General features: G+C 66.4%; 23 protein-coding genes. 16 read left to right on the top strand and 7 right to left on the bottom strand.

Annotated elements, in window-relative coordinates; genetic code table 11:
• The 6 genes from lepA (at position 1) to recO (ending at position 5643) form a co-directional block, all read left to right on the top strand.
• Positions 1 to 1791: a translation elongation factor 4 gene (lepA, locus tag ABQY74_RS06880; protein ID WP_024938035.1), complete on the top strand. Its 1791-nt coding sequence runs from the start codon at positions 1 to 3 to the stop codon at positions 1789 to 1791.
• A gap of 104 nt (positions 1792 to 1895) precedes the next feature.
• A complete protein-coding gene (gene lepB, locus ABQY74_RS06885; RefSeq protein ID WP_011036465.1) occupies positions 1896 to 2696 on the top strand; it encodes a signal peptidase I in 801 nt (266 codons plus the stop codon).
• On the top strand, positions 2696 to 3103 hold the full coding sequence (locus tag ABQY74_RS06890; RefSeq protein WP_104555753.1) for a DUF4845 domain-containing protein: 408 nt from the start codon (positions 2696 to 2698) through the stop codon (positions 3101 to 3103). Before lepB ends, ABQY74_RS06890 begins: the two co-directional genes overlap by 1 nt.
• Complete coding sequence (gene rnc / locus ABQY74_RS06895) at positions 3093 to 3773, top strand: ribonuclease III (RefSeq protein ID WP_104555803.1); 681 nt, start codon at positions 3093 to 3095, stop codon at positions 3771 to 3773. The genes ABQY74_RS06890 and rnc overlap by 11 nt, the downstream gene beginning before the upstream one ends.
• On the top strand, positions 3770 to 4669 hold the full coding sequence (gene era / locus ABQY74_RS06900) for a GTPase Era (protein WP_024938032.1): 900 nt from the start codon (positions 3770 to 3772) through the stop codon (positions 4667 to 4669). The genes rnc and era overlap by 4 nt, the downstream gene beginning before the upstream one ends.
• Before the next feature lie 251 nt (positions 4670 to 4920).
• Positions 4921 to 5643 (top strand): DNA repair protein RecO, encoded by a 723-nt coding sequence (gene recO / locus ABQY74_RS06905; RefSeq protein ID WP_104570628.1) that lies wholly within the window; start codon positions 4921 to 4923, stop codon positions 5641 to 5643.
• Between the two features lie 148 nt (positions 5644 to 5791).
• On the opposite strand, the gene ABQY74_RS06910 is transcribed toward recO, so the two are convergent.
• Positions 5792 to 6514, bottom strand: a complete 723-nt coding sequence (locus ABQY74_RS06910; RefSeq protein ID WP_349793898.1) for a response regulator — start codon at positions 6512 to 6514, stop codon at positions 5792 to 5794.
• 157 nt (positions 6515 to 6671) lie between these two features.
• Here ABQY74_RS06910 and rlmD point away from each other — a divergent pair, with 157 nt between their 5' ends.
• The gene (gene rlmD, locus ABQY74_RS06915; protein WP_349793896.1) at positions 6672 to 8003 is read left to right on the top strand and encodes a 23S rRNA (uracil(1939)-C(5))-methyltransferase RlmD; all 1332 of its coding nucleotides are present in this window, start codon (positions 6672 to 6674) and stop codon (positions 8001 to 8003) included.
• 69 nt (positions 8004 to 8072) lie between these two features.
• On the opposite strand, the gene ABQY74_RS06920 is transcribed toward rlmD, so the two are convergent.
• Positions 8073 to 8720, bottom strand: a complete 648-nt coding sequence (locus ABQY74_RS06920) for a hypothetical protein (RefSeq protein ID WP_039528422.1) — start codon at positions 8718 to 8720, stop codon at positions 8073 to 8075.
• A 95-nt stretch (positions 8721 to 8815) separates the two neighbouring features.
• Between ABQY74_RS06920 and ABQY74_RS06925 the strand changes: the two genes are divergently transcribed.
• From ABQY74_RS06925 to ABQY74_RS06965, 9 genes are all read left to right on the top strand, one after another.
• On the top strand, positions 8816 to 9313 hold the full coding sequence (locus tag ABQY74_RS06925) for a CYTH domain-containing protein (RefSeq protein WP_184231165.1): 498 nt from the start codon (positions 8816 to 8818) through the stop codon (positions 9311 to 9313).
• A gap of 146 nt (positions 9314 to 9459) precedes the next feature.
• Complete coding sequence (locus tag ABQY74_RS06930; RefSeq protein ID WP_104570625.1) at positions 9460 to 10143, top strand: DsbA family oxidoreductase; 684 nt, start codon at positions 9460 to 9462, stop codon at positions 10141 to 10143.
• A gap of 15 nt (positions 10144 to 10158) precedes the next feature.
• Complete coding sequence (locus tag ABQY74_RS06935; RefSeq protein WP_372470092.1) at positions 10159 to 11199, top strand: NAD(P)/FAD-dependent oxidoreductase; 1041 nt, start codon at positions 10159 to 10161, stop codon at positions 11197 to 11199.
• 184 nt (positions 11200 to 11383) lie between these two features.
• A complete protein-coding gene (locus ABQY74_RS06940) occupies positions 11384 to 12961 on the top strand; it encodes a cryptochrome/photolyase family protein (protein ID WP_349793892.1) in 1578 nt (525 codons plus the stop codon).
• Positions 12962 to 13100: 139 nt separating this feature from the next.
• Complete coding sequence (gene nagZ, locus ABQY74_RS06945; protein WP_024938024.1) at positions 13101 to 14105, top strand: beta-N-acetylhexosaminidase; 1005 nt, start codon at positions 13101 to 13103, stop codon at positions 14103 to 14105.
• Positions 14105 to 14659 (top strand): hypoxanthine-guanine phosphoribosyltransferase, encoded by a 555-nt coding sequence (locus tag ABQY74_RS06950; protein ID WP_016903731.1) that lies wholly within the window; start codon positions 14105 to 14107, stop codon positions 14657 to 14659. The genes nagZ and ABQY74_RS06950 overlap by 1 nt, the downstream gene beginning before the upstream one ends.
• Before the next feature lie 86 nt (positions 14660 to 14745).
• Positions 14746 to 15498 (top strand): S-methyl-5'-thioinosine phosphorylase, encoded by a 753-nt coding sequence (locus ABQY74_RS06955; RefSeq protein WP_039809937.1) that lies wholly within the window; start codon positions 14746 to 14748, stop codon positions 15496 to 15498.
• An 87-nt stretch (positions 15499 to 15585) separates the two neighbouring features.
• Positions 15586 to 15792 (top strand): cold-shock protein, encoded by a 207-nt coding sequence (locus tag ABQY74_RS06960; protein WP_003488188.1) that lies wholly within the window; start codon positions 15586 to 15588, stop codon positions 15790 to 15792.
• 94 nt (positions 15793 to 15886) lie between these two features.
• Complete coding sequence (locus ABQY74_RS06965; RefSeq protein ID WP_349793890.1) at positions 15887 to 17152, top strand: NAD(P)/FAD-dependent oxidoreductase; 1266 nt, start codon at positions 15887 to 15889, stop codon at positions 17150 to 17152.
• 32 nt (positions 17153 to 17184) lie between these two features.
• On the opposite strand, the gene pdeM is transcribed toward ABQY74_RS06965, so the two are convergent.
• Genes pdeM through ABQY74_RS06990 form a run of 5 tightly spaced genes read right to left on the bottom strand, consistent with a single transcriptional unit; the run spans position 17185 to position 23149 of the window.
• Complete coding sequence (gene pdeM / locus ABQY74_RS06970; RefSeq protein ID WP_047125727.1) at positions 17185 to 17829, bottom strand: ligase-associated DNA damage response endonuclease PdeM; 645 nt, start codon at positions 17827 to 17829, stop codon at positions 17185 to 17187.
• The gene (locus ABQY74_RS06975) at positions 17819 to 20311 is read right to left on the bottom strand and encodes a ligase-associated DNA damage response DEXH box helicase (RefSeq protein ID WP_349793888.1); all 2493 of its coding nucleotides are present in this window, start codon (positions 20309 to 20311) and stop codon (positions 17819 to 17821) included. The genes pdeM and ABQY74_RS06975 overlap by 11 nt, the downstream gene beginning before the upstream one ends.
• Entirely contained in the window at positions 20308 to 21912 is a 1605-nt protein-coding gene (locus ABQY74_RS06980) for an ATP-dependent DNA ligase (RefSeq protein ID WP_349793886.1), read from the bottom strand. Before ABQY74_RS06980 ends, ABQY74_RS06975 begins: the two co-directional genes overlap by 4 nt.
• The gene (locus ABQY74_RS06985) at positions 21909 to 22142 is read right to left on the bottom strand and encodes a hypothetical protein (protein WP_039528398.1); all 234 of its coding nucleotides are present in this window, start codon (positions 22140 to 22142) and stop codon (positions 21909 to 21911) included. The genes ABQY74_RS06980 and ABQY74_RS06985 overlap by 4 nt, the downstream gene beginning before the upstream one ends.
• Positions 22139 to 23149, bottom strand: a complete 1011-nt coding sequence (locus ABQY74_RS06990; RefSeq protein ID WP_349793884.1) for a ligase-associated DNA damage response exonuclease — start codon at positions 23147 to 23149, stop codon at positions 22139 to 22141. The genes ABQY74_RS06985 and ABQY74_RS06990 overlap by 4 nt, the downstream gene beginning before the upstream one ends.
• Positions 23150 to 23177 lie beyond the last annotated feature (28 nt).

Raw genomic sequence — 23177 nt, forward strand, 5'->3', positions numbered from 1 at the left:
ATGCGGAATATCCGCAACTTCTCCATCATCGCCCACGTCGACCACGGTAAATCCACCCTGGCCGACCGGATCATCCAGCTGTGCGGCGGCCTGCAGGCGCGCGAGATGGAGGCCCAGGTCCTGGACTCCAACCCGATCGAGCGCGAACGCGGCATCACCATCAAGGCGCAGTCGGTGTCCTTGCCGTATACGGCCAAGGACGGGCAGGTCTACCACCTGAACTTCATCGACACCCCCGGGCATGTGGACTTCTCCTACGAAGTCAGCCGCTCGCTGGCCGCGTGCGAAGGCGCGCTGCTGGTGGTGGATGCGGCCCAGGGTGTGGAAGCGCAGTCGGTCGCCAATTGCTACACCGCGGTGGAGCAGGGCCTGGAAGTGGTGCCGGTGCTCAACAAGATCGACCTGCCGACCGCCGACATCGAGCGGGCCAAGGCCGAGATCGAGGCGGTGATCGGTATCGACGCCGAAGACGCGGTGGCGGTCAGCGCCAAGACCGGTCTGAACATCGATCTGGTGCTGGAAGCGATCGTGCAGCGGATTCCGCCGCCCAAGCCCCGCGACACCGACAAGCTGCAGGCGCTGATCATCGACTCCTGGTTCGACAACTACCTGGGCGTGGTCTCGCTGGTGCGCGTGATGCAGGGCGAGATCAAGCCAGGCAGCAAGATCCTGGTGATGTCCACCGGCCGCACCCATCTGGTCGACAAGGTCGGCGTGTTCACGCCCAAGCGCAAGGAGCTCGCCGCGCTGGGCGCCGGCGAAGTGGGCTGGATCAACGCCTCGATCAAGGACGTGCATGGCGCACCGGTCGGCGACACGCTGACCCTGGCGGCCGACCCGGCGCCGCACGCGCTGCCCGGTTTCCAGGAAATGCAGCCGCGCGTGTTCGCCGGCCTGTTTCCGGTCGATGCCGAGGATTACCCGGATCTGCGCGAGGCGCTGGACAAGCTGCGCCTGAACGACGCGGCGCTGCGCTTCGAGCCGGAAAGCTCCGAAGCGATGGGCTTCGGCTTCCGCTGCGGCTTCCTGGGCATGCTGCACATGGAGATCGTGCAGGAGCGGCTGGAGCGCGAGTACAACCTCAACCTGATCTCGACCGCGCCGACCGTGGTCTACGAAGTGCTCAAGACCGACGGCAGCATCATCCCGATGGACAATCCATCCAAGCTGCCGCCACTCAACAACGTGGAAGAGATCCGCGAGCCGATCATCCGCGCCAACATCCTCACCCCGCCCGATTACGTCGGCAACATCATCACCTTGTGCGAGGAAAAGCGCGGCACCCAGATCGGCATCAACTACCTGGGCAGCCAGGTGCAGATCAGCTACGAGTTGCCGATGGCCGAAGTGGTGCTGGATTTCTTCGACAAGCTCAAGTCGGTCTCGCGCGGTTACGCCTCGCTGGATTACCACTTCCTGCGTTTCGATGCCGGCCCGTTCGTGCGCGTGGATACGCTGATCAATGGCGACAAGGTCGATGCGCTGTCGATCATCGTGCACCGCAGCTACGCCGACCGGCGCGGCCGCGAACTGTGCGAAAAGATGAAGGATCTGATCCCGCGGCAGATGTTCGACGTGGCGATCCAGGCCGCCGTGGGCTCGCAAATCATCTCGCGCTCCACGGTCAAGGCGATGCGCAAGAACGTGTTGGCCAAGTGCTATGGTGGCGACGTTTCGCGCAAGAAGAAGCTGCTCGAAAAGCAGAAGGAAGGCAAGAAGCGCATGAAGCAGGTCGGCCGCGTGGAGATTCCGCAGGAAGCCTTCCTGGCTGTCTTGCAGATGGATAAGTAGCAGGGATTCGGGAGTCGTGATTGGGGATTGGCAACGACTTGCCAGCCCCGTGCTTTTGCGAATCCCCAATCTCCAATCCCAAATCCCGTTCCGAAGGAACATCAATGAAATGGTTTGAAATTGCCCTGGTTGTGTTGACGCTGGGCACCGGCTTCATCTGGCTGCTGGACAAGCTGTTCCTGGCCAAGCGCCGCGCGGCACGCGCCGGTCTGCTGGACAGCGAGCCGGCCATCATCGACTACTCGCGCGCCTTCTTTCCGGTGCTGGCGGTGGTGTTGATCCTGCGCAGCTTCGTGGCCGAGCCGTACAAGATTCCGTCCAGTTCGATGATGCCCAATCTGCTGATCGGCGATTTCATCCTGGTCAACAAGTTCGCTTACGGGTTCCGTCTGCCGATCACCAATACCAAGTTCATCCCGACCGGCGAGCCCAAGCGTGGCGACGTGGTGGTATTCAAGCCGCCGCATGCGCCGGACCAGAACTGGATCAAGCGCGTGGTGGGTCTGCCGGGCGACAAGATCGGCTTCCACGGCGATACGCTGTACATCAACGACAAGCCGATGCGCTACACGGTCAAGGGCGAATACATCGGCAAGGGCAAGGGCGCCGAGATGACCGGCACCACCTTGCTGGTCGAGGATTTGCCGGGCCGCACCCACACGGTGCTGGAGTGGGTCGATCGCAACATGCCGGCCGGGCAGGGCGACTGGACCGTGCCGGCGGACAGCTATTTCGTGATGGGGGATAATCGCGACAACAGCGAAGACAGCCGGTTCTGGACCCAGACGCACTTCCTGCCGGAAGCCAACCTGCGCGGCAAGGCGTTCCTGATCTGGCTCAATTGCGAAGGGTGGTTCTGCAAGGGGAGTTTCGATCCGTCGCGGATCGGGACCGGAATCCAGTAATGCACGCAGGGCGTGCCGGGGGAAGCACAATGAAGCGCAAGCAAAGCGGTATGACGTTGACGTCGTTCGTGGTGGTGCTGGCGGTAGTGGGGTTCGCGCTGTACATCGGAATGAAGCTGTTTCCGATGTACCAGGAATACTACGCAGTGCGTACGTCGATGAAGGGCCTGGCCAACGAAGGCGGCAGTGCCGACATGGATCCATCCAAGCTGCAGGACATGCTGTTCAAGCGTCTTGATATCAATGCATCCGAAAGCGTCAAGCGTGAGAACGTCAAGTTCGAACGCATCGAAGGTGGTTGGCGCATGAAGGTCAACTACGAAGTGCGTCGTGAGCTGGTCGGAAATCTCGACGTGGTCGGCAAGTTCGATACCACACAGGATCTGACGAGGCGTGGTGGCGAATAGGACTTTCCAGCGCGGCGATCCGATCGGGCATGCGTTTGCCGATCCGGGATTGCTCGCCCAGGCGCTGCGACACCGCAGCGCCGGGACACCGCATAACGAACGACTGGAATTTCTCGGCGACGGCATCGTCAACCTGCTGGTCGCCGAGGCGCTGTATCAGCGCTGGCCCAAGGCCGACGAAGGTGCATTGACCCGCGCGCGTGCCGAACTCGTACGCGAAGGGGCACTGGCAGTGATCGGCCGCACCCTCAATTTGGGCGAGCGGCTGACGCTGGGGCCGGGCGAGCTGAAATCCGGCGGTCATCGACGCGATTCGATCCTGGCAGACGCGGTCGAGGCGATCGTCGCGGCGATCTATCTGGACTGCGGCTTCGAACGCTGCCGCGCGGTGGTGCTGCCGTGGTTCGAGCCCTCGCTGGCGGCGCTGCCGGTGGGCAAGGCGGAAAAAGACCCCAAGACCCGGCTGCAGGAATGGCTGCAGGCACGGCAGCTGCCGTTGCCCACCTACGCGCTGATCAGCGAAAGCGGCGACGAACATGCCAAGCAGTTCCAGGTCGCCTGCATCCTGGAACAGCCCGTCGCCCGCGCCGAAGGCCAGGGCAGCTCGCGTCGCCTCGCCGAGCAACAGGCGGCCACCCTTGTCATCGCACAACTGGATTCCAACACGTGAGCGAAACCTCTTCCCCCCACCGTAGCGGCAGCGTTGCGGTGATCGGCCGGCCCAATGTCGGCAAGTCCACCCTGACCAATGCCCTGGTTGGCGCCAAGGTCAGCATCGTGTCCAACCGGCCACAGACCACGCGCCATCGGTTGCTGGGCATTGCCACCTTCCCCGAGGGGCAACTGGTGCTGGTCGACACGCCCGGACTGCATCGCGAGCAGAAGCGCGCCATGAACCGGGTGATGAACCGCGCCGCGCGCGGCTCGCTGGAAGGCGTGGACGCGGCGGTGCTGGTGATCGAAGCCGGCCGCTGGGACGACGAAGACACCCTGGCTTTCAAGGTCCTGAGCGACGCCGGAGTGCCGGTGGTGCTGGTGGTCAACAAGGTCGACCGGCTCAAGGACAAGACTGCGTTGTTTCCGTTCCTGGCCCAGGTCAGCGAAGGCCGCACCTTCGCTGCGGTGCATCCGGTGTCGGCGCTCAAGCGCAAGGGCCTGGAGGCGCTGGTCGGCGACCTGCTCAAGCTGGTGCCGGAGGCCGAAGCGATGTTCGGCGAGGACGAGATCACCGACCGCAGCCAGCGTTTTCTGGCCGGGGAACTGGTGCGTGAGCAGTTGATGCGTCAGCTCGGCGAAGAACTGCCGTATGCCACCACCGTGGAGATCGAACGCTTTGCCGAAGATGGCGCGCTGCTGCGCATCGGCGCGGTGATCTGGGTCGAGCGCGAAGGCCAGAAGGCGATCGTGATCGGCAAGGGCGGTACCCGTCTGAAGGACATCGGCGGCAAGGCGCGGCTGCAGATGGAGCGCTTGTTCGGTGCCAAGGTATTCCTGGAGACCTGGGTGCGCGTGCGCGAAGGCTGGTCGGACGACGAAGCGGCGTTGAAGGCGTTCGGATACGAGTGAGGCCCTGGCTGGCGCCGGAACCGGCGCAGCGCTGCTGGCGTGCTGACAGCCTGTCGATGCGATCGTCTAAACCGGTAACGGTGTGGAGCTGCGATGCAAGCGATGTCTCCATGGACTGGATTGCGCTTGGCCATCGCGGCCGCTGCCGTTGACGGCTGTGATCATGTGCGCTGCCGGCAGTGGTTCACGGCGGTCATCGCCGGTAACCGCTCTTGTGTCCTGCAATCGCGCCCCCTGCCGCATAACAGACCATGCTGATCGAACACGAACGCGGTTTCATCCTGCATGTGCGGGCCTGGCGCGAGACCAGCCTGCTGGTGGAAGTGTTGACCGAGCAGCATGGCCGGGTCGGGCTATTGGCGCGCGGGGTGCACGGGCCACGCAAGCAGGCCTTGCGGGCCGCGCTGCAGCCACTGCAGTTGATCCAGTTCACCGCGGTGCAACGCGGCGAACTGGCCCAGTTGCGTCAGGCCGAAGCGCTGGACACCGCCCCCCGCCTGGCGGGCGAATCGATGCTGGCCGGTTTCTATATCAGTGAACTGCTGCTGCGCCTGGCGCCGCGTAACGACCCGGTGCCCGAGTTGTTCGATTGCTATGCGCAGGCGCGTGCGCATCTGGCATCCGACCTGCCGCTGGCCTGGGGGCTGCGCCAGTTCGAGCGCGATGTGCTCGACGGTCTGGGTTTTGCGTTCGATCTGGAGCACGACCGCGATGGCCAGCCGATCGACCCGGCGGCGCGCTACCGGCTCGATCCGCAGGAAGGCGCGCTGCGCGTACTGAGCGAGGCGATGGCGCAGGACCGGCGCGACACCGTCACCGGTGCGGCGCTATTGGCGTTGGGCCAGGATGTCATGCCCGCAGCCGACGACATGCCGGGCCTGCGTCGCAGCATGCGGGGCGTGCTGCTGCATCATCTGAGTGGGCGCGGGTTGAAATCCTGGGAAATGCTTGAGGATCTGGCGCGGCGGCATTGAGGGTCGCAAGGCAGGTCCACCAGTCTTGCAGCAGTGGCCAGGTGCGCGTTGGACTCCATGCGGACCCATCGTCATGCGTGGCGCTCAATGTCGCCAGTTCAGATCGCCGACGCTGCACCGGGTCCAGGGACATCGCTGAAGTCCTCCTTCAGTGCAGCAGTGCAGCCACCGCCGCATGGAACTGGGTCTGCGCCGTGCTGGAATGCGGGTCGCCGCGCAGCAGGCGCACTGCGCCGGCAAGCCGCGCCGCGCCGACAAAACCGCAGCTGGCCTGCAGCCGATGCAGATGGCCGCGCAGTGCCTGATCGTCGCTGACCTGCAAGGCTGAATCCACCGCATCACGGGTGCCCGGCAACTCGGCCAGGAACAATTCGCGCAGCGCGTTGAGATGGTGTTGCTGGCCATTGAGCGCGCTGAGCGCGGCCGCTTCGTCCCAATCGCTGGCGGCAATGTCGACCACGCCCACCGGCGCCACGCTGTAGCGGCCGCGCGCCAGTCCGCGACGCACCGCCTGCAGCAGGCGCTCGGAGGTCAGCGGCTTGACCAGCATTTCCAGAAAGCCATCGGACTGCAGGCTGCGTTGCATCGCCATATTGGTGTCCGCGGTGTGGGCCAGTGCAGGCACGTCCGGGTGCAGCAGGCGCAATGCGCGTAGCAGGCCGCTGCCGGTGCCATCGGGAAGATTGACGTCGATCAGCCACAGGTCGTGGCGACGTGTGCGCGCGCGGTCCAGTGCCGAAGACAGCGAGTCTGCGCAATCCACATGGGCGGGAAGACCTTCCAGCACCGCCTGCAGAAAGCCACGGCTGATCGGGTCGTCCTCTACCAGCAAGAGGCGTGGTTGGGGTTCCTGGCGTGTCGCCATGTTCATGCTGCCTCCTTGTCAGCGATGCCGCGTCCTAGCAGCCGCGTGCAGCGGAAGTGTGCCTGTGTTTGCGGGGCGCGACAATTGTTCCATCGCGCGAAGCGGCCGCGATCGATCGCATCTGCGACAATACGCACCCTTTTTGCCCGCAGCTCGTCGCCACGTGGCCAGAACCCGAAACCGCTTCGACCGTACTCCGTTCCAGACCGCGATCACCGACCTCAGCCACGACGGGCGCGGCGTGGCCCGCCGCGACGGCGAGGGCGGCAAAGTCACCTTCATCAGTGGCGCCTTGCCCGGTGAGCTGGTGCGTGCCGAACCCACCGCGCGCAGCCGGCATTTCGACGAGGCCAGGACGGTGGAGGTGCTGGAGGCATCGCCGCAGCGGGTGATCCCGCGCTGCCCGCATTTTGGGGTCTGCGCCGGCTGCGTGCTGCAGCATCTGGACGAGTCGCAGCAGATCGTGGCCAAGCAGCGCGTGCTGATGGACAACCTGGAGCGCATCGGCCACGTCACACCGCAGGCGGTGCTGCCGGCCCTGGTCGGCGATAACTGGGGCTATCGGCGCAAGGGACGCTTTTCGGTCCGTCGCGTCGAAAAGAAGGACAAGACCCTGGTCGGCTTTCGCGAGCTGGATCCGCGCTTCGTGGCCGATCTGTCGGTCTGCTACACGGTGATCCCGCAGATCGGCGAGAAGATTCCGCAGCTGGCGGCGTTGGTCGAAGGCCTGGACGGCAAGCGCGATATCCCGCAGATCGAATTCATTGCCGGCGACGGCGCGGTGGTGTTGACCATTCGCCATCTGCAGCCGCTCAGCGAGCGCGACCTGCAGGCGCTGACCGCATTCGCCCAGGCGCACGGCTTTGCGATCTTCCTGCAGCCCGGTGGCGTGGAGAGCGTGCATCCGCTATGGCCGCAGGAGGTGCCGCTGTCGTTCCGCCTGCCGCAGTGGGATGTGGAGCTGGCGTTCCGGCCACTGGATTTCATCCAGGTCAACGCCTCGCTCAACCAGAAGATGATTGCGCATGCGCTGGCGCTGCTCGACGCCGGGCCGGACGACCGCGTGCTGGATCTGTTCTGCGGGCTGGGCAATTTCACCCTGCCGCTGGCGCGCGGTGTGCGCGAAGTGGTCGGCGTGGAGGGCGATGCCGGGCTGGTGGCGCGCGCCAGGGACAACGCGCAGCGCAATGGTCTGGCCAATGCGCAGTTCCATGCGGCCGACCTGACCCAGGACCAGCGCAACGCGGCGTGGATGCGGCAGGGCTTCGACAAGCTGCTGCTGGACCCGCCGCGCTCGGGCGCGCTGGAAGTGCTGCAGCAGTTGCCGCTGAAAAAATTCGAGCGCATCGTCTATGTGAGCTGCCACCCCGGCTCGCTGGCGCGCGACGCCGGCTACCTGGTCAACGAGCAGGGCTTCACGCTCAAGGCCGCCGGCGCGATGGATATGTTTCCGCATACTGCGCATGTGGAAAGTATCGCGGTGTTTGAGCGCTAGGCCTTTATGTTCCGGGCGTCGGTTACCCGTCGCCCGCTTCGCGATTGCGCAGTAATTTGTCAGCCGCTGTTAGTCTTTCTTTTCGACGGCGTTCTGCCACTGCCCGTCGACCAACGCGAAGGCCATCGGCCGCGTGCCGCGTTTGCCTTCGGCCTCAACGATGACGTCGCACTCGACCACTGGCGCCTCCCTGCCCAGTTTGCAGTGCTCGATACCGGAGACTTGCGCCGTACGCGCGGCGTCTTGAATGCGCGTGCGCATCGCCGCGTCGTTCTCCTGCACAAGCAACTGGCTGATGACATCGCGCAGGAGCACCTGCACGCGATCCTGCGGCGGTACCGGCGCGGCGACTTCCATTTCCTTCTCGCTGTGCTGCAACGCCCACGCGTTCCCTTTCGGGACAAACCGCAGCGTCATGTGTCTTTCGCTGGGCCCGGCCTGGCCGGTGACGATGCAATCGAGCGTCTCCGGTTTGGCGTCGACAGCCGGCAGGCAGCCGGTCAATGCGGTCAAGCGCGGACGAAACATGGCGGACATGAGCTCGTCGCCCTGCGTCTGCGGGTCGGCTGCCATGTCATCGGCGATGGCAGCATCCAGTGCCTGTTGCGCCTGGGCCAGCGAGACCGTGGCTGCAGCAGCGCCGGCTGTGGCAGTTGCGCACACCAATGCGGCAGTGAGCGCCGCAATATGCATGGTGGAGTAGCGGCTGCCTGTCATGGCGTTCTGTCCTTGAATGAGAGGGGGGCGGAGTGTAGAGGTCGCGAGGCTGCGTCGGCCAGCATTTTTCAGCAGGTCCCGCCATACTTGTGGACATGGGCATTGAAATCGAACGTAAATTTCTCGTGACTGGCGACGGCTGGCGTAGCGCCGCGCATGCGGTGATCCCGATGGCGCAGGGCTATATCAACGACCAGGCGGCGCTGCGCAGCGGTGCGCAGAACGCGTCGGTACGGGTGCGCATCCAGGGTGAGGGCGCGTTTCTCAATCTGAAATCGCGTGAGGTGGGGCATACCCGGCAGGAGTTCGAATACCCGATTCCGGTGGTCGAGGCGCGTGCGCTGCTGGCGCTGTGTGTCGGCGGTCTGATCGACAAGCGCCGGCACCTGGTCCAGTACCAGGGGCATGTGTGGGAAGTGGACGAATTCCTCGGCGACAACGCCGGGCTGGTGGTGGCCGAAATCGAACTCGGCGATGCCGACGAGGCCTTCGCCAAACCCGACTGGATCGGCGCCGAAGTCACCGACGATGTGCGCTACTACAACCTGGCGCTGGCGTCGCACCCGTTCAAGCACTGGAGCGGGGATTTGTAAGTCGGGATTCGGGATTGGGTATTCGGGATTCGTAAAAGCTAAAGCGACGCGTCGGACTTGGCTGATTGCGTTGCGCCCCCAGTCCCTGCGTTGGTATTGGGTTTATGCTTTGCGAATCCTCAATGATGAATTTCCAATCCCCGCCCATGCGCATCGATATCTGGTCTGACGTGGTTTGTCCCTGGTGCTGGATCGGCAAGCGCCGTTTCGAGCAGGCGGTGGCCGCGCTCGGTGCGCAGGCACCGGCGCTGGACATCCATTACCACGCGTTTCAGCTGGACCCCGACGCCGGTCTGGAACCGACACCGCTACGTGATGCGTTGGCGCAAAAGTTCGGCGGTGCCGCGCGCGTGGAGCAGATGCTGGCGCAGACCCAGGCCACTGCGCGCGCCGAAGGCCTGCCGTTCGATTTCGGGCGTGGGCAGGTGCAGGTCAGCACATTGCGCGCGCATCGGCTGATCTGGCTGGCCAGCCGCGAGGGCGATGTCCAGGCCGTGATCGAAGCGCTGTTCCATGCGCATTTTGCCGAAGGCCAAAACGTTGGTGCCACCGAGACGCTGGTGGCTGCCGGGGCCGCCGGCGGTCTGGACGAGTACCGCGTGCGCGCGCTGCTGGACTCCGACGAAGGCGTCGTTGCCGTGGAAGCGCAACTGGCGCAGGCCGCTGCGCTGGGAATCCGTGCGGTGCCCAGTTTCGTGATCGATGGACGCAGCCTGATCCAGGGCGCGCAGCCGCCGGAGAGCTTTGCGCAGGCACTGTTGCAGCTGGCCGCCGAATCGGCGCCGATCGGTGGTCCCGATGCCTGCGGGCCGGACGGCTGCGCGGTGTGAACGGCCGGCGGCGTGTTGCAACGGCCTGCCGCTGACGAGATGACGCGGCCCACCCCATCGAGGACGGTTGCGGTGATCGGCGCCGGGCTGGCCGGGCTTGCCTGCGCGCAACGGCTGCAGGCTTCGGGATGGACCGTGACGTTGTTCGAGCAGGGTGACCTGCCCGGCGGACGCATGCGCAGCTGTGGCGGCGCTGGCTGGCGGTGCGATCACGGCGCGCAGTATTTCACCGCCCGCGACCCGGCGTTTGCCGCAGTGGTGGAGGCATGGATCGCGCGCGGCGTTGCGGCGGTCTGGCCTGCGCGCGTCGCCAGTTGGGATGGCGCCGACATGCGTGCGTCGCAGGGCGGGTTGACGCGCTTTGTCGGGGTGCCGGACATGGGCGCACCGGCGCGTGCGCTGGCGGCGGCCCTGAATGTTCGGTTGGGCAGCTCTGTGCGATCGCTGCAGCGCAGTGGCGACACCTGGCAACTGCAGGTGGCAGAAGACGGAACGACACGCAACTGCTGCTTCGACACCGTATTGCTGGCGGTACCGGCACCGCTTGCAGCTGCATTGCTGGCGGACAGCGCGCCCACGCTGGCGACGACGGCCGCCAACGCACGGATGCAGCCGGCCTGGGCGGTGGTGCTGCGTTTCGACATGCCGGTCGACCCCGGGTACGACGCCTTGTTCGTCAACGCCGGTCCGTTGCGCTGGGTGGCACGCAACGCCAGCAAGCCGGGCAGGGATGGCGTGGAAACCTGGCTGCTGCATGCCACTGCCGACTGGAGTCGGGCGCATCTGGACGCAACGCCTGAAACGGTGATTGCCAGCGTGTTGCCCGCCTTGGCCGCGCTTGGCCTGCCCCTGCCGCAGTCCTGCGATGCCTATCGCTGGACGGTGGCCAGCACTGAGCCTGCCTTGCAGATCGGCTGTGCCTGGGATGCGCCGCTGAGCGTCGGCATCTGCGGCGACTGGTTGGCCGGTGGCAAGGTCGAAGGGGCCTGGCAGAGCGGTATGGCCTTGGCTGCGCGTGTGTGTGCAGGCGATGCCGCCTGCAGCGGGCAGGAGTGATGCGGTGGCATGCGCGGCGGGAGATGCGCTGGCGTGTCGATGCAGAACGCGTCTGCACGCCAGGCCGTTCGCCAACGCAAACGGGCCGCGCAGGCATGGCAGACCATCTGCCGCTATGCAGTGCGCGCGCGCGTGCGACCTCGATCGTTACGATGCTTTGTGTGCGTGCACGCGTCCGGCATAGATGAGCAATCCTGACGCGACCGCAGCCGAGCGTCACCCGCGGCCAGCCGCACACACGCTGCGCCTTGTCCTGGGCGATCAACTCAATCCGCAACACAGCTGGTTCGATGTCACCGATGCGGGCGTGGTCTACGTGCTGATGGAAGTGCGCGAGGAAACCGACTACGTGCTGCACCACGCGCAGAAGATCCTGGCGATCTTCGCAGCGATGCGCGCGTTTGCCGCGCGCCTGCGGCAGGCCGGTCATCGGGTGCGTTATGTGGCCATCGACAACCCCAGCAATCGGCAATCGATTCCCGCCAATCTTGACGCGCTAATGGCGCATTACCGCGCCAGCCAGCTGGAGTACCAGGCGCCGGACGAATGGCGGCTGGACGAAGCATTGCAGCACTGGTGCGCGCGGCAGCCGTTCGCCACGGGCATGGTCGACAGCGAACATTTCCTGACCGAACGCGATGAGGTGGCCAGGTGTTTTCGCGCGGGCAGTCAATGGCGCATGGAAGTGTTCTATCGAAAGATGCGTCGCCGCCACCGGATCCTGCTCGATGCCGCAGGCGAGCCGGAAGGCGGACGCTGGAATTTCGATCACGACAACCGTGCGCCATGGCCAGGCGATCCGCCCGCGCCGCAGGAGTGGCGCACCGCGCACGATCACCGCGCGCTGTGGAGTGTCATCGAGGCGGCCGGGGTGCGCAGCTTCGGTGCGCCGAATGCCGATGCGCTGCCGTGGCCGCTGGACCGCGACGAAGCCTTGCAGCACCTGGATGCCTTCATGACGCATGCGTTGCCGCACTTTGGTCGCTACGAAGATGCGATGAGCACGCGCAGCCCGCGGCTGTTCCATTCGCTGTTGTCGTTCGCGCTCAATATCAAGCTGCTGCATCCGCGCGAGGTGATCGCGCGAGCGGAGGCGGCCCTGCATGACGGGCATGCGCCGCTGGCATCGGTGGAAGGCTTCATCCGCCAGATCCTGGGCTGGCGCGAATACGTGCGCGGCGTGTATTGGTCGCAGATGCCCGGCTATGCGCAGTCCAATCGGCTCGACCAGCATGCGCCGCTGCCGCACTGGTTCTGGGACGGGCAGATCGGCATGCGCTGCCTGGCCGATGCGATCGGCAATTCGCTGGCCAACGCGCATGCGCACCATATCCAGCGGCTGATGGTGATCGGCAATTTCGCGCTGCTGGCAGGGCTGGATCCGCAGGCCCTGCATCGCTGGTATCTGGGCATCTACATCGATGCGTTCGAGTGGGTGGAGCTGCCCAATACGGTCGGCATGAGCCAGTTCGCCGACGGCGGCCTGCTCGGCAGCAAGCCGTACATCAGCGGCGCGGCCTATATCGACCGCATGAGCGATTACTGCGGTGGCTGCCGCTACCAGCGCAAGGTACGGGTGGGCCCGCAGGCCTGTCCGTACAACGCGCTGTACTGGGATTTCCTGGCGCGGCAGCGCACGCTGCTGGGCGCCAACGAGCGCCTGGCGCTGCCCTACCGGCAGCTCGACGCCATGGCACCGGAGGTACTGGAGCAGGTGCAGGCGCAGGCCGCGCACTGGCGGGCGAATCTGGAGGTGCTCTGAGCTGCAGTCGAAGGGCAGCGGCAGGGCCAAGACGGCCCGAAACATGGGCCTGCCTGAATGCGCGATCTGACGCTGCAACGCGCATCTGCGACAATGCCGCGCTGCGCCAACGTGGCGCCTGGCCCGGGAGTCCCCCAACATGCTTCTGATCGGCGTTGCCGGTACCGAACTCAGCGCACAGGAACGCGACTGGCTGCAGCACGACGCGGTCGCCGGCGTGGTGCTGTTCAAGCGCAACTTCGCCTCGCGCACGCAGGTGGCCGAGTTGTCTGCGTCCATCCGCGCGGCCGCACCGCGCCCGGTGCTGATCTGCGTGGACCAGGAAGGCGGGCGTGTACAGCGCTTTCGCGACGGCTACAGCGCCCTGGCGCCGCTGCAGAGCTTCGGCGCGCAATACGCGCAGGACCCCGAGGCCGCGCTCGCTGCGGCGCGCGCGCATGCGCAGCTGATGGCCAGCGAAGTGCGTGCCAGCGGCGTGGACCTGAGCTTCGCGCCGGTGGTGGATCTGGGCCGTGGCAACCGCGCCATCGGCGATCGTGCCTTCAGCGATGATCCGCAGATCGTGGCCAGCTTCACCCGCGCCTATGTGCAGGCGCTGCACGGTGCCGGCATGGCCGCCACGCTCAAGCATTTCCCCGGCCACGGCACCGTGCTGGAAGACACCCACGTCGACCATGCCAGCGACCCGCGTCCGCTGGAGGTCCTGCTGGCCGAAGATCTGCTGCCGTTTATGGCCGGCATCGAGGCCGGTGCCGACGCGGTGATGATGGCGCACGTGGTCTACCCGCAGGTCGCCCCGGAACCGGCCGGCTATTCGCCGCGCTGGATCGAGCAGATCCTGCGCGGGCAACTGGGCTTTCGCGGCGTGGTGTTCTCCGACGACATCGGCATGGCCGCCTCGTTCAGCGCCGGCGGGGTGGCCGGCCGGGTGCATGCGCACCTGGATGCCGGCTGCGACGTGGTGCTGGTCTGCCACCCGGAACTGGTCGACGAATCGCTGCAGGCCGTGCAGGGCCGCAGCCTCAACACCGCAGCATTGATCGGCCTGATCGGCCGCGGCGCGCTGGGCTGGGATGGCCTGCTCGCCGGCTCCGACGCCTCATTCACCACTCCCCTTTCCGCCTCTTTCGGAACAACTGCCTGATGTCCACGCTCACCATTTCCCAGGCCCTGGCCCAAGCCGATCTGCTGGTCGACCGCCCCGCCATCGATGCGGCGGTCGCCAGCATTGCCGACGCGATCGCGCGCGACTATGCCGGCGAAGTGCCGGTGTATCTCACCATCATGCACGGCGCGTTGCCGTTCTCCGGCCAGCTGGCGCTGGAGCTGGGCGCACGCGGCCAGGACCTGCAGTTCGATTACCTGCATGCCACCCGTTACCGCGGCGAAACCACCGGCGGCGAGCTGGTGTGGAAGCACCGTCCGGCCACTGCGTTGTTCGGTCGCCGGGTGATCCTGGTCGACGACATCCTCGACGAGGGCTACACGCTGCAGGGCGTGCGCCAGTGGTGCCTGGAGCAGGGCGCCACCGACGTGCGCGTGGCGGTGTTGACCGTCAAGCGTCACGACCGTTGCGTGCCTGGCGTGGCCGCCGACTACGTCGGCGTGGAAGTGGCCGACCGTTACGTGTTCGGCTTCGGCATGGACGTCAACGAGCAGCTGCGCGGCATTCCCGCCATCTACGCGATGAAGCAGTAACTGCCGCAGTTTGCCCGCGTCGCTGCGGGCAGCCCGGCGTGCAGGCCTGCGCGCCACCGTCCTGTCTTTCGTTGCAGAGGTTGCTTGTGTCCTCCACTTCCATCGCATTGGCCGTCATCGGCGGCACCGGCGTCTACAAGCTCGCACAGCTGGATCAGGTGCAGACGCACGACATCGAAACGCCGTATGGCGCGCCCTCCGGCCCGATCCGCGTGGGCATGTTGCTGGGCCACCGCGTGGCGTTCCTGGCGCGCCATGGCGAAGGCCATTCGCTGCCGCCGCACAAGGTGAATTACCGCGCAAACATCGCTGCGCTGCAGCAAATCGGTGCGGCGCGGGTGCTGGCGCTCAATACCGTCGGCGGCATCACCGAGCAGTTCGGCCCGCGCGTGCTGGCGTGCCCGGATCAGCTGATCGATTACACCTGGGGCCGCGTGTCCACCTTCTGCGAAGAGCCGGGCAGCGAGGTGCAGCACGTGGATTTCGGCCATCCGTATTCGCCGATGTTCCGCAGCAAGGTCATCGCCGCCGCCAAGGTGACCGGCGTCACGATGGTCGCCGGAGGATGCTACGGCGCAACCCAGGGACCACGACTGGAAACGATTGCAGAGATCGCCCGCATGCGTCGCGACGGCTGCGATCTGGTCGGCATGACCGGCATGCCCGAAGCGGCTCTTGCACGCGAAAAAGGCCTGGAATATGCATGTTTGGCGATCGTGGCCAACTGGGCAGCCGGCTGTGGCGACGCGCAGGAAATCACCATGGCCGAGGTGTTGGCCAACGTGGATGCCGCCTCGTCCGGATTGCCGGAGCTGATCGGCGAACTTGCACGCGGGTGATTGTCATCAGGGCATAAGCTTTGCATACTCGGCGCGTACGCATCGCCGTACACCACCCATTAATTATTGCAAAGGTCTCGCATCACCATGCCGAACGGTACCGTCAAGTGGTTCAACGACGCCAAGGGATTTGGCTTCATCTCACCGGAGGACGGCAGCGCCGATGTCTTCGCGCACTTCTCCGCGATCAACTCCAAGGGCTTCCGCAGCCTGCAGGAAGGCCAGCGCGTCAGTTATGACGTGACCCAGGGCCCCAAGGGTGCCCAGGCTTCGAACATCACGCCGGTCGAGTGATGTGACTCGATTGTGCGGTTGAAGAACCCCGCCACGGCGGGGTTTTTTTTGCATCGGCCCATGCGGGGTCGGTGCCGTCCAGGGAGCGAAGGACATGCAGCGAGCATTGCGCATTGCGGTAGTGGGTTATGGAACGGCGGGGCAGGCACTGGCCGTGCTGCTGGGCGCCGACGGGCACCGGCTGGACGTGTTCGAACGTGCCGCCACGCCCGGGCCGGTGGGAGCGGGCTTCCTGCTGCAGCCCAGCGGGTTGCAGGTGCTGTGGAAGATGGGCTTGCTGCCGCAGGCGCTCGCGCATGGCGCACCGGTGCGCCGGCTGTATGGCGAAACGCCGTGCGGACGCGCGGTGATGGACATGCAGTACAGCGATCTGGATGCGCGGCTGATGGGCCTGGGCATGCAGCGCGGCGCCTTGTTTACGCTGTTGCGCGAAGCCTGGCCAGATCACGCGCAGTTGCATGTGGATACCCAGATCACCGCGATCGATCACGACGGCGCGCGCGTGCAGGATCAGCGCGGGCACTGGCATGGCCCCTACGATCTGATCATTGCCGCCGATGGATCTGCATCGAGCTTGCGCGCGCAGGCGCAGGGCACGCGGCTGGATCGGGTGTATCCGTGGGGTGCGTTGTGGTGCCTGCTGCCACGCGACGACTGGCCGTTTGTCGATGAGTTGCGCCAGCGCTATATCGGCGCGCGCAAGATGATCGGCCTGCTGCCGGTGGGTACGCGCCCGGGCGACGCCACCCCGCGGCTGAGTTTTTTCTGGAGCCTGCCGTGCAGCGATTTTGCCGCCTGGGAACAGCGCGGCATTGCCGCATGGCGGCAGGAGATTGCGCAGATGTGGCCGGATGCACATGCGCGTCTGGAAACCGTGCAAGTACATGGCGCATTGGCGCGTGCGAGTTATCGCGACGCGGTGGTGACACGCTGGCATCGCGGCCGCTTCGTGCTGGCCGGCGATGCCGCGCATGCGATGAGTCCGCAGCTGGGGCAGGGCGTCAACATGGCGCTGCTGGATGCGTTGGCGATGCGCGATGCCTTGCGGGTCGGCGCCGATCTGGATGCGGCCTTGCAGCACTATCAGCGCGAGCGCCAGGCGCATGTGGCGATCTATCACCGCTGGAGCCGTTGGCTGACGCCGTTGTTCCAGTCCGAGCGCGATCTCTGGGCGCACGGGCGCGATCTGCTGCTGCGCCCGATGGGACGCGTGCCCGGCGGACGCGGGCATATGTTGCGTGTGCTCAGCGGCACCCAGCACGGCTGGTTCGGCAAGCTGGCACTGGCGCCGGACTTTGTGGACGCGTTGGCGCAACCGGTGCCGCGTGTTGCCGTTGACAAGGCCGAAGCTGCCGCTTAGAAGAAGCGCCGGCCCAGGTAGTGTTGCGCCCGCTAACGCACCGGCAATGCCAGCGCATCTTCTTCCACGCAGGCGACCAGGCGCTCACCTTCGACCAGCGTTGGCACGATGCCCGCAGTGAAATGCGAGAACGCCGGCAGGATGGTGACGCGCTCGCGCAACCAGAACGCCGGCCAGCGACGCGACATGCCGGGCAGCGCGGCCAGCGGATGCAGGTGCCCGCACAGCACGTGCCCGGTCGGATGCGGCAGCGGATCGTGGCGCAGCACGAAGGGGCCATCTTCGACCTGTTCGCCGGCCGCTTCGATGTGCAGGTCGGCGCCCACCAATGCGCGATCGTGATTGCCGCGGATGGCGATCACGCGCAACGCGCAATGGCGCTCGCGCCATGCACTCCAGCGGCGATGCCAGGCCGCGCGCGGTACGGGGCCGTGCAGCAGGTCGCCGAGGATCCATAACGCGTCCACCGTGCGCTGTTGCAGCAGCGCATCCAGCCGCTCCAGATCGTGCGCGGTGCCGCCAGCCGGCATTCCGATGCCGGCGCGACGGAACACATCGGCCTTGCCCAGATGCAGGTCGGCGATCAGCAAGGCGCGTTGCGCCGGTCGATACAGCGCGCGTTCGCCCAGCAGTTCCACTGTTTCGCCGGCCAGCTGCAGTTGCACGCTATCGCCCATGTTTACGCTCCAGTTGTTCGGCAGCGCGCAACACGCGGGCCTTCCAGTCTTCGGTACTTAGTTGGCCGCGCACGCGTTCGGCCCATAACGGAAACGACAATGGGGTGAGGCTGCGCGGTTTGCACAGGCGCAGTTCGCGCCGCGCGCAATCTTCCAGTGCATGCGCAAGCCGCGCCAGTTCGAGCTGGCCTTCGAACACTTCGCGCTCGGCCTGGGCAAGCAGCAGGTGATCGGGATCGAAACGTTGCAATACGTCGTACAGCAATCCGCTGGAGGCCTGCAGCTGCCGCAGGCTGCGTGGTGCACGGCCGGGCAGCGATGGCGACAGCAAGCCGGCCACGCGCGCGATCTCGCGGAACTGGCGGCGTGCCAGTTCGCCCAGGTTGAGGCTGTCGCGCAGATCGGCAAACAGGCCCTCCGGCGACAGCAGCGCCTGCAAGACGTTCGCATCGAGTTCCACATCCTGCGCAGGCGACAGTACGAATCCGTAATCGTTGGCAGCAAAACTGAAGGTATTGCGTTGACGCCGGCCCCAGCGCGCTGCCAGCAACGCGGCCAGTCCTTCGTTGACCTGGCGGCCGGCAAACGGATACACGAACACGTGCCGGCCATCGCGCGCCTTGATGCTTTCCACCACTAAATGGTCCGGGCCGGGCAGCGAGGACAGCGAGGCCTGCAGGCGCAACAACGGCGCCAGCGCCTGCATTTCCGGCGCGTCGCCGGGATCGGCAAACACCGCTTCGACCTCGCGCCCCAGGGCCGACGACAACGGCATGCGCCCGCCCATCCATTTGGGCACCACGCCGCTGCCACCCTTGGCCACGCGCACGTAGGCGGTCATGTCTTCCAGCCGCACCAGCTCCAGCAAACGGCCGGCAAACTGAAAACGATCGCCACGGCGCAGGCGGCCGACGAACTGCTCTTCCACCGCGCCCAGGCGGCCGCCGCGCAGGAACTGCACGCGCACGCTGCCGTCGCTGGTGATCGTGCCGATGGACAGGCGGTGCCGCAGCGCGACGCGCCGGTCGATGACCCGGTACACGCCTTCTTCGTCGCGCACGACCTTGTGGAAATCGGGGTAATGCGCCAGCGCGCTGCCGCCCTGCACGATGAAATCCAGCACCGCCTGCCAGGTGGCGTGGTCCAGTGCCGCAAACGCATCGGTGCCGCGCACCTGCTCGAACAAGGCATCGGCCTGAAAACCGCCGCCCAATGCCAGGGTCACGCAGTGCTGCGCCAACACGTCCAGCGACAGGCGCGGTGGCGGCCGCGCCTCGATCTGGCCATGCACGATGGCGCGCCGCGCGGCAGCGTATTCCACCAGTTCCAGCGCATGCGAGGGCACGCACACCACATGCCCGGATTCGCCCGGACGGTGGCGTGCGCGGCCGGCACGTTGCAGCAGGCGTGCAATGCCCTTGGGGCTGCCGACCTGCAGCACCTGATCGACGGCCGGGAAATCCACGCCCAGGTCCAGGCTGGAGGTGGCAACCACGCAACGCAGGCTGCCGTCGCGCAGGCCTTGTTCGGCCGCCGCGCGCAGGGACGGGTCCAGCGAGCCGTGATGCAACGCGAGCGTGACCAGATCGTCCGGCCACACCGCACTCAAGGCCTGATGCCACAACTCGGCCTGGGCGCGCGTATTGGTGAACACCAGGCTGGTGCGCTGCTGCATGATCTTCTGCAGCACGCGCGCCAGCTGCGCCAGGCCCAGATGCCCAGCCCACGGAAAGCGCTCGCCGCTGTCGGGCAGCAGCGTCTCCAGGGTCATCGCGCGGGGTTTGACGCCCGACACCAGCGCGGCATCGGGGCGATGCGGCAACAGCACGTCGCGCGCCTGCGCTAGGTTGCCCAGCGTTGCCGACAGGCCCCAGATGCGCAGCTCCGGCGCCCAGCCGCGCAGCCGCGCCAGGCACAGCTGCAGCAGCACGCCGCGCTTGTTGCCGAGCAGCTCATGCCATTCGTCGACGATCACGCAGCGCAGCGCCGACAGCTGCGGCGCGGTGTCGGGATACGACAACAGCAAGGCCAGCGATTCGGGCGTGGTGACCAGCACATCGAGCTTGCCGCTGCGCGCCAGCCGCTTGTCGCGCGCGCTGGCATCGCCGGTACGCAGGCCCACCTGCCAATCCAGCCCCAGGGCCTCCACCGGCTCGCGCAGCGCGCGTGCGGTATCGGCGGCGAGTGCGCGCAGGGGCGTGATCCACAGCACCTGCAGCGTGCGCTGCTGTTGGCGTCGCGCGGCCGTGGCGGGCTTGCTCGCCGGCTTGCGTCCACGCGTGGACAAGGCCTCCAGCAGCGGCCCACCAAAGGCTGCCAGCGTCTTGCCGCTGCCGGTGGGCGTATGCAGCAAGCCGGACTCGCCTGCGAGATAGCGCTTCCACACATCGCGTTGAAACGGCAACGGCGCCCAACCGCGCTGCGCGAACCAGGCACGCCATTGTTGCAAGGGCGTGCCGCGTGTCTGCGCCGCAGCACTCACCGTGCCAGCGCCTGCAGGCTGCTCAGGTGGTCGGCCTCGCTCATCGGCTTGTCCTGTCGCCAGCGCAGGATGCGCGGGAAGCGCACCGCAATGCCGGACTTGTGCCGCGCGCTGCGGTTGACCGCTTCGAACCCCAGTTCGAAGACATGGTGCGCGGTGACCGCACGCACCGGGCCGAAGCGTTCGGTGGTATTGGCGCGGATCCAGCGATCCAGTTGCAGGATCTCCTTGTCGTCCAGCCCCGAGTAGGCCTTTGCGATCGGCACTAGCTGGCCCTCGTGCCACAGCCCGAAGGTGTAGTCGGTATACAGCGTGCTGCGCCGGCCATGGCCGGCTTGTGCGTACAGCAGCACCGCATCGATGGTGAGCGGGTCGATCTTCCATTTCCACCAGTCGCCGCGCCGGCGGCCGGATTGGTAGCTGGAGCTGGCGCGCTTGAGCATCAACCCTTCCACGCCGCGCTCGCGCGCATCCAGGCGCAGCTGCGCGGCCGCCTGCCAGTCGCCGGCCTGCACCAGCGGCGAGGCGACGATGCGCGGGTCGGCGAGCGTGCTCAGCACGCCTTCCAGCAATGCGCGACGCTCCTGCAAGGGGCGCTCGCGCAAGTCCTCGCCATCGAGTTCGAGCAAGTCGTAAGCGACCACGCGCGCCGGCGCCGCCGCCAATGTCTTCGGCCCGGGCTTGAGCCGCTGGATGCGCGTCTGCAAGGCGGTGAACGGCATCGGCAAGGGCTGCTCCGGTTGCCAGGCCAGCAGCTCGCCATCGATGACCGTGCCGTCGGGCAACTGCAGCGCGGCCTGTTCGATCTCCGGGAAACGGCCATCCAGGCGTTCCTCGCCACGCGACCATAACGCCGCTTCGCCAGCGCGCCGGATCAGCTGCAGGCGAATGCCGTCCCACTTCCATTCCAGCAACCAGTCATCGACCGCGCCCAGTGTTGCCACATCCGCTTCGAGTGGCGAGGCGAGAAAGAACGGGTAGGGCTGCTGCCGATCGCCGGGCAATTCTTCGGCGGTCAGCAGGGTGGCCAGATAGCCCGGATGCGGCCGCCAGCTGCCGAGCATGCGCTGTGCAATGCGCGCGATCTCTATCCCGGACATCTCCGCCAGCGCCTGCTGCACCAGTCGCTGCGACACCCCCACGCGCAGGGCGCCGGTGAGCAGTTTGTTGAACACCAGGCGCTCGTCGAAGGCCAGGCTGCGCCACGCCTGCACGATGCAGGCCTTGCGCACCTCCACGTCCTGGTTGGCGATCGGCAGCAACCGCTGTTCGATCCACTCGGCCAGCGGCAGATCGGCCGCTTCGGTGATCGGGTCGTCCAGCAACAAGGCCAGGGTCTCGGCCAGATCGCCGACATGGTCGTAGCTGTCGGCCACCAGCCAGTCGGCGATGCCGGCGGTGTCGGTGATCCATTCGCGCAGTTCACCGCTGCTGGCGATGCGCATGCGCGTGCTGGCTACCTTGCCACCGGCCAGCAGGTACAGCGCCCACGCCGCATCGAACGGCGGCGCACTGCGGAAATACGCGACCAAGGCCGCACGCTTGTCGAGCGTGCCGGTGCTGCGATCCAGGGTGCGGTACAACGCGGCAAATCGCTTCACGCCGGGCCCTGCAGCTTGGTGCGGTTGTCGGCAGCACGCAGTTCCAGCGCGCGCCGCGTAAATGCGCCCAGGCAGCGCGGGCGCCGGTAGGGCCGTGGCGGCCCGATCACCGCCGCCGGCAATGCGCGGTGCACGCGAAACGCCAATGCGTGGCGACGGAACGCGAGTGCGCCGGTCAAGCGGATCCGTGGGCGCGCGCGCGCATAACGACGTGCAGGCAAGGGGTTCATTCCTCGGCTCCGAAATCGGTACGGAAGGCTTCGGCAGCCACGCCGCGTTCCAGCAGGTGCTGAATCAGGGCATCGGTGTTGCCGTGGGTGGCGATCACCCGCCGTGCGCCGGTGTCTTCGATGGTGCGCAGCAGGTCCGGCCAGTCGGCATGATCGGACACCACAAAACCGCGGTCGTAATTGCGTCGACGGCGATTGCCGCGAATGCGCATCCAGCCCGATGCGAAACCCTGTTGCGCGTGCCGGAAGCGACGGATCCAGGCGCTGCCGGCCGCCGATGGCGGCGCCAGAACCAATTGCCCCGCATAGTCGGCGCCACGCGCATGGTCGCTGACCGGTTGGGTGTCCAGCATCGGGATGCCGGCCTGGCGATACACCTCCACGCCCACCGCAATCGCGCCATGCAGCAAGGCCGGTTGCGTATCCCAGGCGCGCAATTCCGCCAATACGCGTTGCGCCTTGCCCAGGGCATAGCAATACAGAATGGCGGCCTCGCCGCGCTCGGCGCATTCATGTCGCCAGGCGACGATGTCGGCCGCGACATCGGCGGTATCCGGCCAGCGATACACCGGCAGCCCGAAGGTCGCCTCGGTGATGAAGGTGTCGCACGGCACCACTTCGAACGGTTTGCAGGTGGGATCGTGCTGGCGCTTGTAGTCGCCCGATGCAACCCAGACTTCGCCATCCACCTCGATGCGCACCTGGGCCGAGCCGAGCACATGCCCGGCCGGATGCAACGACACCCGCGCGCGTCCCAGGTCGAAGGCTTCGCCGTCGGCATGCGTGTGATAGACCTGCTCGCCCAGGCGCCACTGCAGGATCGGCAAGCTCTCATGCGTGCAGTGGTATTCGCCCATGCCGCTGCGTGCGTGGTCGCCATGCCCATGCGTGATCACCGCACGTGGCACCGGCCGCCAGGGATCGATATGGAAGTCGCCCTGCGGGCAATACAGGCCTTCAGGGCCAAGCACCACCAGATCGCCAAGTTGTCCGTTGCCGTTGCGCATGCGGCAACTCTGGCCAAGCCGGTGTGCA

Origin of the sequence: Xanthomonas sp. WHRI 7064, assembly GCF_040202355.2 — a bacterium.
Classification (GTDB): domain Bacteria; phylum Pseudomonadota; class Gammaproteobacteria; order Xanthomonadales; family Xanthomonadaceae; genus Xanthomonas; species Xanthomonas arboricola.